The sequence below is a fragment of the Salmonella sp. 32020114201800008SM genome, from assembly GCF_017572025.1.
Lineage (GTDB): Bacteria > Pseudomonadota > Gammaproteobacteria > Enterobacterales > Enterobacteriaceae > Salmonella > Salmonella enterica.
Map to the genome: position 1 here is coordinate 175,787 of NZ_JAGEQM010000004.1, position 15,552 is coordinate 191,338.

The 15,552-nt window shown below is 48.2% G+C and carries 15 protein-coding genes and 1 tRNA gene; 12 read left to right on the top strand and 4 right to left on the bottom strand.

Annotated elements, in window-relative coordinates; translation table 11 throughout:
- The first annotated feature begins 223 nt into the window (after nucleotides 1-223).
- Together J4613_RS13085 and iraD are read left to right on the top strand one after the other, a co-directional pair.
- Nucleotides 224-709 (top strand): Hcp family type VI secretion system effector, encoded by a 486-nt coding sequence (locus J4613_RS13085; protein WP_000338745.1) that lies wholly within the window; start codon nucleotides 224-226, stop codon nucleotides 707-709.
- On the top strand, nucleotides 709-1,089 hold the full coding sequence (gene iraD / locus J4613_RS13090; protein ID WP_001543513.1) for an anti-adapter protein IraD: 381 nt from the start codon (nucleotides 709-711) through the stop codon (nucleotides 1,087-1,089). Before J4613_RS13085 ends, iraD begins: the two co-directional genes overlap by 1 nt.
- Nucleotides 1,090-1,224: 135 nt before the next feature.
- Here the strand turns inward: iraD and J4613_RS13095 are convergent, their stop codons facing one another.
- A complete protein-coding gene (locus tag J4613_RS13095; RefSeq protein WP_052934869.1) occupies nucleotides 1,225-2,709 on the bottom strand; it encodes an NAD-dependent phenylacetaldehyde dehydrogenase in 1,485 nt (494 codons plus the stop codon).
- A gap of 161 nt (nucleotides 2,710-2,870) precedes the next feature.
- Between J4613_RS13095 and J4613_RS13100 the strand changes: the two genes are divergently transcribed.
- From J4613_RS13100 to J4613_RS13115, 4 genes are all read left to right on the top strand, one after another.
- Complete coding sequence (locus J4613_RS13100) at nucleotides 2,871-4,172, top strand: FAD-binding oxidoreductase (RefSeq protein WP_001092814.1); 1,302 nt, start codon at nucleotides 2,871-2,873, stop codon at nucleotides 4,170-4,172.
- A gap of 14 nt (nucleotides 4,173-4,186) precedes the next feature.
- Nucleotides 4,187-4,561: a cupin domain-containing protein gene (locus J4613_RS13105; RefSeq protein WP_000542979.1), complete on the top strand. Its 375-nt coding sequence runs from the start codon at nucleotides 4,187-4,189 to the stop codon at nucleotides 4,559-4,561.
- A gap of 208 nt (nucleotides 4,562-4,769) precedes the next feature.
- Nucleotides 4,770-6,269: an APC family permease gene (locus J4613_RS13110; protein ID WP_000475960.1), complete on the top strand. Its 1,500-nt coding sequence runs from the start codon at nucleotides 4,770-4,772 to the stop codon at nucleotides 6,267-6,269.
- Nucleotides 6,247-6,804, top strand: coding sequence for a DUF3156 family protein (locus J4613_RS13115; protein WP_000100095.1), 558 nt, complete (start codon nucleotides 6,247-6,249; stop codon nucleotides 6,802-6,804). Before J4613_RS13110 ends, J4613_RS13115 begins: the two co-directional genes overlap by 23 nt.
- Nucleotides 6,805-6,908: 104 nt before the next feature.
- Here the strand turns inward: J4613_RS13115 and J4613_RS13120 are convergent, their stop codons facing one another.
- A complete protein-coding gene (locus J4613_RS13120; protein ID WP_001275354.1) occupies nucleotides 6,909-7,592 on the bottom strand; it encodes a LuxR family transcriptional regulator in 684 nt (227 codons plus the stop codon).
- A 511-nt stretch (nucleotides 7,593-8,103) separates the two neighbouring features.
- Here J4613_RS13120 and J4613_RS13125 point away from each other — a divergent pair.
- A complete protein-coding gene (locus tag J4613_RS13125) occupies nucleotides 8,104-9,288 on the top strand; it encodes an anaerobic sulfatase maturase (RefSeq protein WP_000933432.1) in 1,185 nt (394 codons plus the stop codon).
- Between the two features lie 68 nt (nucleotides 9,289-9,356).
- Nucleotides 9,357-11,096: an arylsulfatase gene (locus tag J4613_RS13130; RefSeq protein WP_111742238.1), complete on the top strand. Its 1,740-nt coding sequence runs from the start codon at nucleotides 9,357-9,359 to the stop codon at nucleotides 11,094-11,096.
- A gap of 47 nt (nucleotides 11,097-11,143) precedes the next feature.
- Here the strand turns inward: J4613_RS13130 and ripR are convergent, their stop codons facing one another.
- The gene (gene ripR / locus J4613_RS13135; protein ID WP_000423170.1) at nucleotides 11,144-12,022 is read right to left on the bottom strand and encodes an itaconate degradation transcriptional regulator RipR; all 879 of its coding nucleotides are present in this window, start codon (nucleotides 12,020-12,022) and stop codon (nucleotides 11,144-11,146) included.
- A 91-nt stretch (nucleotides 12,023-12,113) separates the two neighbouring features.
- Here ripR and ripC point away from each other — a divergent pair, with 91 nt between their 5' ends.
- From ripC to J4613_RS13155, 4 genes are all read left to right on the top strand, one after another.
- Nucleotides 12,114-12,956, top strand: a complete 843-nt coding sequence (ripC, locus tag J4613_RS13140) for an itaconate degradation C-C-lyase RipC (RefSeq protein ID WP_001112897.1) — start codon at nucleotides 12,114-12,116, stop codon at nucleotides 12,954-12,956.
- A gap of 23 nt (nucleotides 12,957-12,979) precedes the next feature.
- Nucleotides 12,980-13,507: a (R)-specific enoyl-CoA hydratase RipB/Ich gene (gene ripB, locus J4613_RS13145; RefSeq protein WP_001094307.1), complete on the top strand. Its 528-nt coding sequence runs from the start codon at nucleotides 12,980-12,982 to the stop codon at nucleotides 13,505-13,507.
- A gap of 24 nt (nucleotides 13,508-13,531) precedes the next feature.
- A complete protein-coding gene (ripA, locus tag J4613_RS13150; protein ID WP_000982337.1) occupies nucleotides 13,532-14,857 on the top strand; it encodes an itaconate CoA-transferase RipA/Ict in 1,326 nt (441 codons plus the stop codon).
- A 64-nt stretch (nucleotides 14,858-14,921) separates the two neighbouring features.
- Nucleotides 14,922-15,302 carry a VOC family protein gene (locus tag J4613_RS13155; RefSeq protein WP_000582672.1) on the top strand — a complete coding sequence of 127 codons (381 nt, stop codon included), beginning with the start codon at nucleotides 14,922-14,924 and terminating at the stop codon, nucleotides 15,300-15,302.
- A gap of 158 nt (nucleotides 15,303-15,460) precedes the next feature.
- Here the strand turns inward: J4613_RS13155 and J4613_RS13160 are convergent.
- A tRNA-Phe gene (locus J4613_RS13160) sits at nucleotides 15,461-15,536 on the bottom strand.
- Between the last annotated feature and the right edge of the window lie 16 nt (nucleotides 15,537-15,552).

The following is a 15,552-nucleotide window of genomic DNA, read 5'->3' on the forward strand; positions in this document are numbered from 1 at the left end:
ACCTCAATTGTATTTGGCCACAGCGGGCCAAAACCCTCTATTGCTTTGCAACCAGCGGAATAACGTTCATCAGACGTGGGTAAACGTCGGCAAAATCCCTGCAAACCTGGCGTTTTTCACGCTGTGTTTTTTGGTAGTTGCGCTTTTAATAAGAGTCACAAGCGTTGGCCGCTGGTATTCGTCTGGCTGCTGAACTGCCACTTGATCAACAAGGAGATAAATCATGGATGCGATTTTTTTAAAGCTCGACAATATCAAAGGCGAAAGCCAGGTTGAAGGCTTTGAAGATCAGATAGAGATCATGTCTTATAGCCACAATGTGGCAATGCAGGTAAATAACGATATTAGCCTCACCGAGCGGACTTCCGGGCGTGCGCATGTTGGTGAAATGTCGCTCACCAAATTTGTCGACCTCGCCACGCCTGTGCTCAATGAGTACTGCTGTAGCGGGAGGCTAATTAGAACCGCGGTGCTGACGTTGTGCCGCAATGACGACGGCAAAATGCGGTCGCTTATCGTTTATACCCTGACAAACGTGCTGATATCACAACTCAGTGTTAGCGGCGGCGCCGGCGGTAAGCCGGTGGAAACGATGTCGCTGAACTTCACGAAAATCAAATGGCAAATCACTGCCGAGAAATCAGACGGCGCTCAACAGGAGTCCAGAACGTCAGTATGGGATCTGGCGATGGACCAGATAGGGAAATGATGATGACGCCAACCATTCCGGTCGCGCTATTCGACAGGCTCTTGGTTGAGGGGATAAGCCCACATGAATTGGTACGACGCAAGTTAATGTGTTTATTCAACTCTTGCGCCGTGGCAGGTGGCGAGACATTACCGCCGCTGCTCACTCGGGGTATGCCGGAATGGCACGAGGTGAATGTGGGTGACAAACGGGTTCTCAACTGGTTTTGCCGTGAGCTTCGCGCTGCTATTTTACGTTATGAACCGAGCATCAACATGCTGAAAGTCAGTGTAAAAGATGCCCATCATCAGACGCTGGCGTTGTCTTTGGAAGCGATGTTACAGGATGAGTCTGAACCGTTAAGGCTGGAGATAGCCTACTCTAACGGTAGATGGCGCTAGTAATGCAGGAAGGAACGCCGGGCCGGGCGTTTAACATTATCCCAAAAGCAAAAAAACGCAGCGAGCGAACCTGATAATCAGGCAGACAGTCCACCTTTCGGTATGGTTGATCTGCCTGCATCATTTTCAGGATGGTTAATAACGGACCATGACAGATTTAAGTTCGGTATAGTCATCAATAAACGCGCTGCCAAATTCACGACCACTACCCGATCCTTTCATCCCTCCAAAGGGTACCGCGGGATCGAGGAAGGTATGCATATTGACCCACACCATGCCAGCATCAATATCTTCAGCGTAGCGTAATGCCTTAGACATATTTTCCGACCACACACTTGCAGCAAGGCCGAATGGCGAAGCGTTGATATGCGAAAGCGCCTCTTTTTCATTCTGATAACCGATAAAGCTACAGACAGGGCCAAAGGTCTCCTCGTGCATCAGCGTACTGTTTTTACTACGCACTTTTACCGCCGTCGGCTGTAAAAAGTACCCTTCGCCGGGTAAAGTTTCACCGCCGTAAACAATGGTATCCCCTTCTTCCCGTGCGCGTTGAATCAGACGCAGCACTTTTTCAAGCTGAACCTGATTCGCCAGCGGGCCCATCACAGTTTTTTCATCTAAAGGCGACCCGGGCACGATCTCCGATAACCGTTGTCTGAGGAGCGTCATGACCGTATCCAGTTTTTCCTGGGGCAGATAAAAACGCTCTGCGGCAGCACAAATCTGTCCTTGATTCAGATAACCGGCTTCAAGAATACCGTTGACCATGGCTTGTGCCGTGAGATCATTGAGAAACAGCGCCGCATTTTTCCCTCCCAGTTCGAGGGTAACGCGTTTTCCTGACGATGTTGCCGAACGCCGGACTTTCTCACCTGTCGCGACTGACCCGGTGAAACTCACTTTGGCGCAATCTGGATGCGCGATCAGCTGTTGCGCTATCTCACCGCCAGCACCGTTTACCACGTTAATTACGCCATCAGGGAAACCTGCCTCTTTCGCCAGTTCAGCGACTCGCAGCAGTGTCAGCGGGGTATATTCACTTGGTTTAATGACGATGGTGCAGCCACATACCAGCGCTGCGGCCAGCTTCCAGATAGCAATCATAATGGAGAAATTCCACGGCACAATACCGACGACCACACCAATGGGTTGGCGTTGGGTAAACGCGGTGTATCTCTCTTCTCCCATTGATGGCAGGGAGACATTCAGCGTTTCACCGGTTATTTTTCCTGCCCAACCGGCAAAGTAACGCAGGAAGGCCACTGACTGATCGAGTTCAAGACCGCGCGACAGCGTAATCGTTTTACCTGAACAGACGCTTTCCAGTTGAGCTAACTCTTCACGATGAGCGGCAAGAATATCAGCCAGTTTCAGCAGTAATGCGCCGCGTTGTAACGTTGGCATTTTACGCCAGACATCAAACGCCCGTCTGGCGCTCTGCATGGCCTCTTCTGCCTGCGCAGGGGTTGCCGACACAACGTCGGCGATGATTTTGCCGGTGGCTGGGTTAGTGACCGAGAAGTTCGTGCCGTTTCCGGCCTGACGTTCACCTGCAATAAATTGTCCGTGTCGTTGGCGTAAAAAAGTCGTTACTTCGGCAAGTAATGTCACGTCGCTCATCAGAAGTGCCTGTAGGTCAGGAATGTACGTTTTTCCATCTCAACATACTTGCCTGGAACTGAATATCGTTCCAAAGAACGTCATTCTTCCGGACGATATTTTGTAAAACGTTACCGTGCTGTGATAGCGGTCTTAGTCAAGCGTGATGACAAGGTAACGCGATGAATACAAAAATCGATGCGTTGAATTACTACGGCGCGACGAAAAAATACCCGTTGCATTTTCCTGCTCTGCAAGACGATATTGATGCCGATGTGGTGATCATTGGCGGTGGCTTTTCAGGCATCAATACTGCGCTGGAACTGGCGGAGCAGGGGATCACTAATGTTGTCGTTCTGGAAGCCCGCCATCTTGGGTATGGCGGCACCGGGCGAAACGGCGGTCAGGTGATGGCCGGTATAGGTCACGACATCGAAGCCGTTAAAAAATATGTAGGCGCAGCGGGAATGGAGACGCTGTTTAAAATCTCGAACCTCGGCGCAGGTATTATTCGGGAGCGAATTCGTAAATACCATATTGATGCTGATTTTGTCCCCGGATATGGTTATCTGGCCTACAACCAGCGGCAGTTAAAAACGCTGCAACAATGGGAAAAAGAATTCAAAGCTGCTACGCCGGAAGATGATATTGAACTCTATACCGGTAAAGACGTGCAGCAGGTTATTGGTTCCGACGTCTACTGCGGTGTTCTCAAGCATATGGGGGGAGGGCATGTCCACTCGCTGAATTTATTGCTGGGCTCCGCTCAGGCTGCGAATTCGCTGGGGGTGAAGATATTCGAATATTCACCTGTGGTTGAGGTCAGTTACGGTAAAACTGTGCGGGTACGTACTGCGATGGGCAGCGTAAAAGCGGCCAAATTGCTGTGGGCCTGTGATAGTTTTCTCAATAATCTGGAACCAGAAATTTATAAGAAAACGCTGGTTACTTATTCTTATCAGGTCTCTACAGAACCTCTCTCCAGCGAGCTTGTTGAGCGGATCAGTCCCTTGCGCGGGGCTTTTAGTGATATCCGCCCGGTGATAAATTACTACCGTCTCACAAAAGAAAACCGTCTGCTGTTTGGCAGCGCCACAAGGTTTCTTGAATATACCCCGCACGATTTTGCTGCCTGGAACCGCACTCTGTTGACGGAGGTCTTTCCTTATTTGAAAGACGTTAAAATCGATTTTGCCTGGGGCGGACCGATGGCCTGTAGCGCGAATCTGTTTCCGCAGATTGGCACGCTTCGTGAGCACAATAATGTTTTTTATGTTCAGGGTTATTCCGGATTTGGCGTCACGCCTTCCCATATTGTATGCAAAATCCTGGCCGAAGGAATAAATGGCGGTTCCGAGCGGTATCGTCTGATGAGTAGCATTCCCCACGCGACAATTTATGGTCGCGACAGTCTACGTCTATTGCTGGTCAGTGCGGGAAAACTGATACATCAAACAGCCGGTTTCTGGAAAGGCCGGAATTAACCAGGAGAACATTAATGCACGCTTTTAAACTCAATCAACCTGTTCCTGAATTACAGCCAATCGGGAGTGTCAGCCTGTTGGGGGCGTTGCCAACAGAAGGCGATCCCCAGGTCGCCGTTGCGATGATTTACGGTAAACCTGAGGACGTATTTACCTGTGGACTGTTTTCATCGACCCGCGGCGGTTTCACTATGATTTATCCCTTTACCGAGCACGCAACCGTGCTGGAAGGGGAAGTGGAACTCACTGTTGCGGGTCAGGAACCGATACGTTTTTCACCAGGCGATAGTTGGTTTGTTGAACAGGGAACCGAAGTGGCATGGAAAGTTTTAACGCCCCGTTTTGTAAAACATTATCTGGCAAAAGTTGAAAGCCATAAGCAGGGTTGAATCCTTTAATTGTTCGTCAGTAGCGTTGGCATCACTGGGGAGAATAACGCGCTCCCCACTTGCTATTAGCGCATGCGGGGACGGCGTCACAACGTTATTTACCGTTATCCCTCTTCAGGACGATACCTGTTAGATACGGTGCCTGCCATAAATAAGCGTTATTCCGGAGCGGTAATTTATTGTTGTAATAATAGTGAAGAGGTTGACCATGTTTAAAAACAGACTTGCCAGCCATCTTGAACGTGGCGTTATTGGTTTCCCCACGACGCTTGCCAGCTCCGTCGGGCTGATTATGGCAAGCCCGGTGATCCTGACCGTGACCAGTGGTTTTGGCTCAGGGGGAGATACCTTTGCTCTTGCGGTATTACTGGCATTTATTATGATGCAAGCGCAGATTACCACCTTTGCCGAAGCGGCAACGCTTATTCCCACGACTGGCTCCGTCTACGACTATATTTCCTGTGGGATGGGGCGTTTTTTCGCTATCACCGGTGCGCTTTGCGCTTACCTGATCGTACACATTTTTGCCGGCACGGCAGAAACGATTCTCGCTGGCGTCATGGCGCTGGTGAACTTTGAGTCTGTTAGCGAACACGTGGCCATGCAGCACAATACCTGGATGGTTGGCGTCGGCATGGTAGTGGTTTTCGGGTTACTGAATGCCATTGGTGTTGAAGTATTTGGCAAGGTGGAAGTGTTTCTTACATTCGGTATGTGGACTACCCTGACCATCTTCGGTTTATGCGGGATCCTGTTATCCCCGGTCACTCATCATTCCGGGTGGTTTGGCGCACCGCTTGATGTCAGTAATCTTTCTGGTCTGTTTGGTTATATAGGCATGGCGATGTTTATGTTCGTCGGTTGTGAACTGGTCACGCCAATGGCGCCGGAAATTAAAAAAGCGCATCGTACGATTCCCAGAGCAATGGCGCTTGGCCTTTTAGCGGTGGCAGGTTGTATGTTCCTCTATGGCGCTGCGATTAACCGGCAGGTAAATAATGTGGTGGTCGATGCGGCAAACCATATCTTTTTACTGGATACGCCGATGGCTATTCCCGCCTTTGCCAATCGTGTCATGGGACATGTCGGGCAATACTGGCTGGGCGTGGGGTTGTTGTTAGCGGGATGTGCGACGATTAATACGCTAATGGCGGCAGTACCGCGTATTATATACGGCATGGCGCTGGACGGCGCTTTGCCGCGGTTTCTGACCTGGTTGCACCCCCGCTTTAAAACACCGGTCATCGCCATCGCATTCGGTGTTGCGATTCCCTGTTTACATGCCTGGTATCTGAACGGTGATATCGACCACATTGTTCCGCTGATCCTCGCTGCGGTCTGCGCCTGGGGAGTAGCTTATCTGCTGGTAACGTTATCGGTCGTTATCTTACGTATTCGGCGCCCCGATTTACCACGCGCTTACCGGGCCCCCTGGTTTCCCTTACCTCAGATTATTTCGAGCGTGGGTATTATTATCGCCATTATTAATATCGCGCCTCCAGGAATGAACAGTCGGGATGTACTTATACCATTCGGTATTATGCTTGGATTGACTGCCGCCTATGCCTTATTCTGGACATTATGTGTGCAACGGGTTAATCCTTTCCTCCCGCTTCCGGTAGAAGAGGTCGTGGAACGGGCTATGGGCAATTATGAAAAGCGAAACAATGAAGAGATGACGCCAGATGTCCTCCGTCCCCTGGTTTAAGAACGCATTAATTAATATGGTGTTACGTGATTTGAGCGGCTGGCGTTGTGAAAAATTGACCGAACATAGCGCCGTGCTGCATCTGAATGCATTTACCCAGGTTATCTGCCATGTTCAGCAAAAACGGTTATTCATGGCCAGTATTCACAGTTGTGAATTCAGGGTGAAAGGCACAATCAATTATCCTTTGCAGGGCAAAATTCGCGTTCATCAGCCCGGATGGCTGAAACGTTATCCCGTCATTTTTACTGGCAGCAAAAGTACCGCCGGGCTGATTAACTATCTTAATTGTTTCCCCAATTTACAACAGGCACTGAGTGAACTGGATTATCGTCGGTTTACGCTGGTTTTACATCATAAGGAATGGTATTGCAGCATTGAGCTATGGGCTGCTAGCGAAGTGGTTTGTAAAATGCCGCCGCTGCGCCGTTATCTGCGGCTTGAGCGGCACCAGCGTGTTCTTCTGCTTAGTGTGATAAATATGATCAATCAGGCCATGAATCAATGGCTGCAACAGGATACCGACGCCAGATAATATGACATTTTATTGCGGCATCAGCTCAGAGGGTGGTATTAATTCAGGCATATATGACATATGGGGAAAAGACCCGCAATTGACGCGGGTTAAAAAGAACGCTTTCACATATTCAGTGAATGTTGTACCGAGGACATTCTGGTTCGGGAAACCAGTTCCGTGCGATTTATCACTTCTGTTTTAGCAAAAATATTACGTAAATGCGTTTTCACTGTTGAGAGAGAAATATTCAACTGACGGGCAATCAATTTGTTGCTGGCCCCTTCGCAGACCATTCCCACAATTTCACGCTCTTTGGCGGTCAATATTGACGCCAGATCGTTGTCTTCCTGAAGAGAATCATGAATTGCCAGTCCCAGTAATGGTTGTACTGCCTGGGCTCGCAAACGCTCTTCGCTGGAAAAAGGTATATCGCGCATTAATGATATGCCCGCGATAATACGATGGCCCCGACGAATAAAGATCTCAATCATGTCGCACACATGATTAGGTAGCATAAATTCATGATAATAATGGCGATGACGAGCACAGATGCCGGGCGTCATCGTCGCTACTGTAATAACCTGTTGGCCGAATCGGGAAGGCGATAGCGGGTCTAATGGTTGAAAATGCTCCAGATATTGTTGGTGTGTGCTATTAGAAATATTATGTAAAACATAGGCTTCCGGCTTTAAATAAGCATTAACACGATAAAAAACCGCCGACGACAGAGGAATGAGTTGCGCAATGCTCTGTAAGCAATGGAGAGTGATCCCGTCATTATGACCAGTAGTTGATAAGGCTGACATGTTATCTCCTTCCATCCGGATGAGCGCGTCGGGGCGCAGTAAAATAGTGGTATGTTGAAACATACAATTTACATTCGGTTAACACAATCATTCACATGTTAATAATGTGACGTATGTTGCGGTATTTTTTATAACATATTGAAAATAAATGATTTTAATTTAAATCCTGTCTGGTTATTCTAAAAAATAATTTAAAATTATTAATATAATTTTTTCTGTCGCGGTTGACTCATCTCCTGAAAATGCCGTGAGTTCTCGTCCTTCAGGACGATATTCTTTTGAGACGCCTGTTCTATGATTTTCTGTAATAGCGCACGTTAACAGAGACTTAATTTCTGGCTCAGACAGGATTTGCTAAATAACATTTCAATAGCGTCATGCGCTATGCAGAAAACCGGCGTATCAATAGATACAGCCTGCTCTCGGCATTCTGCCCGCAGCGCCAGACGAACGCTATTGCGAAATGTGAGTCATGTCTCCGCATCAGAAATGATAACTACAGGACAGAATAATGTTGAATCTCAACACATTACGGCAACAACAAATCCCCGTAATGACGGAATATCGCGCGCAGATACCCTTTCATATTCTGGCAAAGCCCATAGGCCCTGCATGTAATCTGGCCTGCCGCTATTGTTATTATCCACAGGGCGAAACGCCCGTAGAAAAAATGAATGAATCAACGCTGGAGATTTTTATTTGTCGCTATATTGCGGCGCAACCTGCCAGTGCGCGTGAAATTAATTTTGTCTGGCAAGGCGGTGAACCGCTTTTAGCCGGAATCGGTTTTTATAAAAAGGTAATAGCGCTTCAACAACGATATGCGCCTGACGGCGTGACGATCAGTAATAGTCTGCAAACGAATGCGACGTTGTTAAACGATGCCTGGTGCCGTCTGTTTCGCGACAATAATTTTACTATTGGCATCAGTCTTGAGGGCAGTGAAGACTTGCAAAATCATCATCGTCCGGGCAAACGCGGCGAGGCCAGCTATCCGGCGGTGTTGCGGGGAATCACATTGTTACAACACTATCGAGTCGATTTTAATGTACTGATTGTCGTGCATGATGACATGGCTCGCCATGCGGCAGCCATCTACGATCATGTTGTTAGCCTTGGCGTTCGTTATCTGCAATTTCAGCCACTGATGAACGAAGGCAACGCCCTACAGCAACGTTACCAATTGAGTGCGGATAACTGGGGACGTTTCATGATTGATATCTGGCGTCAATGGCGCAAACGCGGCGATATGGGACGGGTTTTTGTGATCAACATTGAACAGGCATGGGCACAATATTTTACGCATATCAGCGCCACCTGTGTCCATTCCGCCCGCTGCGGAACGAATCTGGTCATGGAGCCGGACGGCAAACTCTATGCCTGCGATCATCTGATTAATAGCCAGCATTACCTGGGACAGCTTGCTAATAATACGTTAGCGCCAGCCGTAGATTCCGCAACCCGGCTTCCCTTTGGTATTAAGAAAAGCCAGCGCCGGGAGTGTCAACGGTGTTCTGTGAAAATAGTCTGCCAGGGAGGCTGCCCCGCACATATCAACAGTGCCGGCTACAACCGACTTTGTAGCGGCTATTACTCTTTTTTCACGGAGATTCTGGCTCCGCTACGCGCCTGGCCCCGGGATCTGAATGGACTGAAAGCCTGGCGTGCTGACGTTATGGGTAGATTTTCGGGCTGATGGTTCCTCTTGCCGCATTTGCCCGCCGCTCTTGTACAACATCCGTAGTCTGAAATGGAGAATAAGCCGTGAAAAAAGAAGTAACACTTGCCACACTCAGCATTATCTTCTCCGGTACGGCGCACAGTACGCAAAACGAACGTCCTGATATTATCGTGATTATCGCTGATGATATGGGATATTCTGATATCACTCCCTTCGGTGGGGAAATCCCAACGCCTAATTTGCAGGCGATGGCTGAGAACGGCGTGCGGATGAGTCAATATTACACGTCTCCCATGTCTGCTCCCGCCCGTGCGATGCTATTAACCGGGAACACCAGTCAGCAAGCGGGTATAGGCGGTATGTGGTGGTATGAAAATACCATAGGTAAGGAAGGCTATGAATTGCGCCTGACTGATCGGGTGACGACCATGGCTGAACGCTTTAAAGATGCTGGTTACAATACGCTGATGGCGGGTAAATGGCATCTTGGTTTTACGCCAGGCTCGACGCCAAAAGATCGGGGCTTTCGTCATTCTTTCGCCTTGATGGGGGGAGGCGCCAGTCACTTTGATGATGCCGTGCCGCTGGGAACCGTGGAGATATTTCATACCTATTATACCCGTGACAATCAGCGCATTTCACTGCCCTCCAGTTTTTACTCCAGCGAAGCCTATGCCAGCCAGATTAATCGCTGGATCAGCGAGACGCCACGGGAACAACCTATCTTCGCGTGGTTGGCCTTTACTGCGCCACATGATCCTCTGCAGGCGCCGGATGAATGGATTAGTCGTTTTAAAAGTCAGTATGAACAGGGCTATGCAGACGTCTATCGTCAGCGTATTGCTCGTTTGAAGAAACTGGGTTTCCTGCGTGATGACATACCTCTGCCAGGACTGGAACTTGATAAAGAATGGCAGGCGATGACCCCGGAACAGCAGAAATATACGGCGAAGGTGATGCAGGTTTACGCTGCTATGATCGCCAATATGGATGCACAGATTGGTACCGTTATTGAGACCTTAAAAAAGACCGGGCGCGATAAAAACACGATTCTGGTCTTCTTAAGTGATAATGGGGTGAATCCGGCAGAGGGCTTTCACTATGAATCTGAACCAGATTTTTGGAAGCAATTCGATAATAGTTACGAAAATATTGGTCGTAAAAATTCATTTATCTCTTATGGTCCCCACTGGGCTGATGTCAGCAATGCGCCTTATGGTCGCTATCACAAAACGACCAGCGGTCAGGGGGGAATTAATACCAGTTTTATGATTTCCGGTCCTGGTATCATCCATCATGGCGCCATAGATAACGCCACGATGGCGGCGTATGATGTCGCGCCCACGCTCTATGAATTTGCAGGTATTGATGCCAGTAAATCATTATCTGAAAGACCGACACTGCCAATGATCGGCGTGAGTTTTAAACGCTATCTGACCGGTGAAAGTCTGCACGCGCCTCGCACACAATATGGTGTTGAACTCCATAATCAGGCGGCCTGGATAGATGGGGAATGGAAATTGCGTCGTCTTGTCACAGTATTCCCACAGGCGGGTAATGCTCCATGGGAATTATTCAACCTGCAACGTGACCCCCTGGAAACGCATAATCTCGCAGCAGATTATGTGGATAAAGTGAAAATACTGAGCAGTGCATATGAGGCATTTGCAAAACAGACAATGGTGCTTTATGCCAAAGGCAAGCTTATCGATTATGTGGGTATCGACAGTAAAACCGGGCGTTATCTGGCTGTCGATCCACAGACATTGCAGCCAGTTCCTGCTCCGTTAGCGATTCCTTTAGACACAAAATCGGACCAATAATTATTGGTTACGTTTCAAATGATTATTCAACGCTCACATAACCGCATTCAGCCAGTGACTTTCAGGATGAAGTTTCTCAGCGTTGGCGATGTATCGCCGCGCCGGTATGCCAGAGCCAGCTTTGCGACGGGCATCTGGTCTGCAACGGGGCGGTATACTACTCCCTTGACATTAACCTGTCTCATTGAATCTGGAACCATCGACACGCCCATCTCTGCCGACACAAGGTTAATGACTGACGAAATTTGCGGCACGAGTTGACCAATTTTCGGTTCAAAGCCCGCTTTACCGCAGGCCTTGATCACTGCGTCATAAAGCGACAGGCCGATTTCACGTGGGAAGAGTAAAAAAAACTCATCTTTGAGAATCGAGAGTGCAATCTGTTTACACGCCGCAGCAGGATGCGTTTCTGCCAGCACAATAACCATTGGCTCTTCAGACAGTAACCTGAGCTGGAACCGTTCATTGCCTGTAAAACCGGGTCTCAGAAAGGCAACATCCAGCGATCCTTCATTCAATTCATCAGCCAGTTGGGTTGTATTTCCTTCCTCAAGCTGCAAACGAACGTCAGGATAAGCCCGCTTGAAAGTACGGATTGCGCCGGGCACCACACTGTTAAATGCCGCAGAGGCAGTAAAACCCACCCTTAACACGCCCGATTCCCCCCTGGCGACACGCTGCGCCGCCAGCACGGCTCTTGTCGCGGTAGCAGGCATCCCTTTAACAACATCATAAAATGCTTTTCCAGCCTCGGTTAATTCCGCGCCATGAGGCACTCTCCGGAATAGCTGCGCTCCCAGCTCTCTTTCCAGATCCTTAATCTGTTGGCTTAGCGGCGGCTGACCTATGCCTAATTTTGTCGCAGCCCGCGTGAAATGCCGCTCTTCAGCGACGGCGAGAAAATAGCGAATATGGCGCAGTTCCATCCTCATCTCCAAAAGCAATTAAGAATGGCACCATCATATATTGGAAGAATGAAACCAGCGAGCGCATAGTGAGGTTAACAGGAGGTGCAATATGCCCGATATTTCTCATACACCGACACGTAGCTGGCTTTTTACCCCAGCAATTCGACCAGAACGTTTCATAAAAGCAGTTGAAAGTGCGGCGGACATTTCTATTATCGATCTTGAAGATTCCGTCACCCCGAATGACAAGGCGCAGGCCCGGAAAATTGCGATGCAGTTCCTTTCATCCCGACCAAACTCATCGCTGAAAATAGCATTAAGAATTAATGGAATGAATACTCATGCTGGCATTGAAGACCTGCATATGTTACTGGAATGCCGTTTTTTTCCTGATTACATTATTCTTCCAAAAACAGAGTCAGCCGCGCACCTGCAAATCGTGGATAGTCTTATCATGATGGCTGGTTCTGATACTCGCCTTATTGGCATTATTGAGTCAGTTGTTGGGCTTAATGCCGTAGAATCTATTGCGGACGCCACCCCCAGACTCTGCGGGTTGATGTTTGGCGCCGCAGATATGGCGGCTGACATTGGCGCCACACCCGCCTGGGAGCCTCTTGCGCTGGCGCGGGCCAGAATAGTGGCTGCCTGCGCTATGAAAGGGCTTCTTGCAATAGATGCTCCCTTCTTTGATATAGGCGATTTTTCAGGTCTGAAAGAGGAAACGCTGCAGGCGCTCAGTTTTGGTTTTTCTGCAAAATCGGCTATTCACCCCGCTCAGATTAGTGTAATCAACGCCGCATTTACTCCTACAACGGCAGAAATTAATCATGCTCGTGCAGTACTGACAGAGAATGCCAAAGGCGTCGGGATCGTTAGCGGCATGATGATAGATGCAGCCGTTGCCCGTCAGGCCCGGAGATTACTCGCCCGGGCAGGGATCTTTTCCTGATTTTATTAACAGAGGAATTGATTATGAACACGTTATTACCCGCTTATAAAACCATTAGCGAGGGGCGCTACCGAGAAATTTCGGGTCTTTACTGGGAGGATTTTCATCCCGGTGATGTTTTTGAACATCGTCCCGGCCGGACGGTTCTGGACGCCGATAATGTGTGGTTTACCCTGCTCACTCTCAATGTGCAGCCGGTCCATTTCGATGCGGCTTACGCCAGCAAAACGGAATGGAAAAAGTTACTGGTTGATTCAACGTTCACTCTGGCGCTTTTAACCGGTATGAGCGTGCGTACTGTCAGCGCCAAGGTCGTGGCCAATCTTGGCTGGGATAAGGTACAAGCCGTCCATCCGGTTTTCGCAGGGGATACACTTTATGCTGAAAGCACTGTACTCAGCAAACGCCTGTCAAATAGTCGCCCGGGACAAGGCATCGTTACCGTTCGGACATGTGGTATTAACCAGAATGGTGTAGAGGTCATGCGCTTCGAACGAACAATGTTAGTTTATTGCTGTGGATGTTCGCCTGAAGAAGACGCCGCTTATTGAGAAATCGCCCTGAGGTTTAGAGTCATGATGAATGTTAATGCAGTGTATGCCGAAAAATGCGTGACGCCTGACGAGGCGGTTACTTTAATTACCTCCGGCAGTCACCTCTCTATGGGAATGTTTGCAGCAGAGCCTCCAGCTTTGCTGAATGCGCTGGCAAAGCGAGCGAAAAGGGGAGAAATCAACGATCTGCGGGTTTACTGTTATGAAACAGCCAGCATTGCCGGGAACACTATTTTCCGTTATGAGCTAAGTGACTATATTCATCTCTACAGTATGTTTATTACCGGTATTGAACGGGCTTTAATACGTCAGGGGATTGAGAGTTCCGGGCGAAAAATAGTTAACTATGTACCTTCAAATTTTCATCAGGCGACGCGATTACTGGCTGATGATATTGGTATTGATACCTTTATTCACACCGTGTCCCCTATGGATAAGTATGGCTATTTTAATTTTGGAACTGGAAACGATTATTCCACCCGGATTGCGAGGACAGCTAAAAAGCTTATTGTCGAAGTTAACAAATATATGCCACGCGTTCATGGAGAAGGTGCTGCAATCCATATTTCAGAAATTGACGCCATTGTTGAAAACCATGTCCCTTTAATTGAACTACCAATACGTACTGCCGTAGCCGAAGATATTGCTATCAGTCAGATTATCGCTTCTCTTGTGCCAGATGGCGCTTGTCTCCAGATGGGGGTCGGCGCATTACCGGAGCTCATCTGTAATGCGCTCAAGGAACATAATGATCTGGGGGTCCATACAGAGGCGCTGAATCCGGGGTTGGTAAGTTTGATTCAACAAGGCGTCGTTACCAATCAGCGTAAAAATATCGACCGGGGAATGTCTGTATTTACTTTTGCTATGGGACAAAAGGATATGTATGACTATCTCAACGACAACCCCTCTTTTTTTAGTCGGCCTGTCGATTATGTTAACGATCCGGGGATCATTGCGCAAAATGAGAATGTTGTCTCCATTAACGCTACCTTACAAATCGATCTCACTGGTGCCTGTAACTCTGAATATTTGCTTGGACACCAGTACAGCGCTTCAGGAGGGCAATTGGATTTTGTCAGAGGCGCATATGCATCTAAAGGAGGTCGTTCCATTATTACGACCCGCTCAACGGCCGCGAATGATACGATTTCTCGTATTGTTCCCCGCCTTGAGGGGCCTGTAACAACCCCACGAACGGATACGCACTGGATAGTCACTGAATTTGGCTCCGTAAACCTGAAGGGGCTCTCTTCAACCGAGCGTGCGCTCAGCATCATTGAATTGGCACATCCCAATTTTCGGCAGCAACTTAGAGTAGATGCAAAAAAAATGCATCTGATTTAAAAGTAGGTTAATGCTATTTTTTAATGTAGCATCCCTAAAATATAAACATCATGAGTCTATTCAAATGATAATTGACAGAATTGATCACCTTGTATTAACGGTATCTGATATATCAACCACAATAAGATTCTACGAAGAGGTACTTGGTTTTTCTGCGGTAACATTTAAACAAAACAGAAAAGCGTTAATATTTGGAGCGCAAAAAATTAACCTCCATCAGCAAGAAATGGAGTTCGAACCAAAAGCGAGTAGACCAACGCCGGGATCTGCCGATTTATGTTTTATTACATCGACACCGATAAATGATGTTGTGTCTGAGATCTTACAGGCAGGCATTCCCATTGTTGAAGGCCCGGTTGAGAGAACTGGAGCCACAGGCGAGATAATGTCTATCTACATCAGGGACCCTGATGGAAACTTAATTGAAATTTCGCAGTATGTTTAATGTTAAAACTTACTATTACTGCCTTTATTATGATCACGCATCCGTTTATATTGGTCTAATGGAGATCATATGGCAATAATTTCTGGAAAGAGTCTATGTTCAAACTTATTGACTTGAAGACATCGAGGAATTCATAAGAAAGCATAAAAAAGGGAAGGTGGTGCCCGGACTCGGAATCGAACCAAGGACACGGGGATTTTCAATCCCCTGCTCTACCGACTGAGCTATCCGGGCAACGAGGCGCATTAAA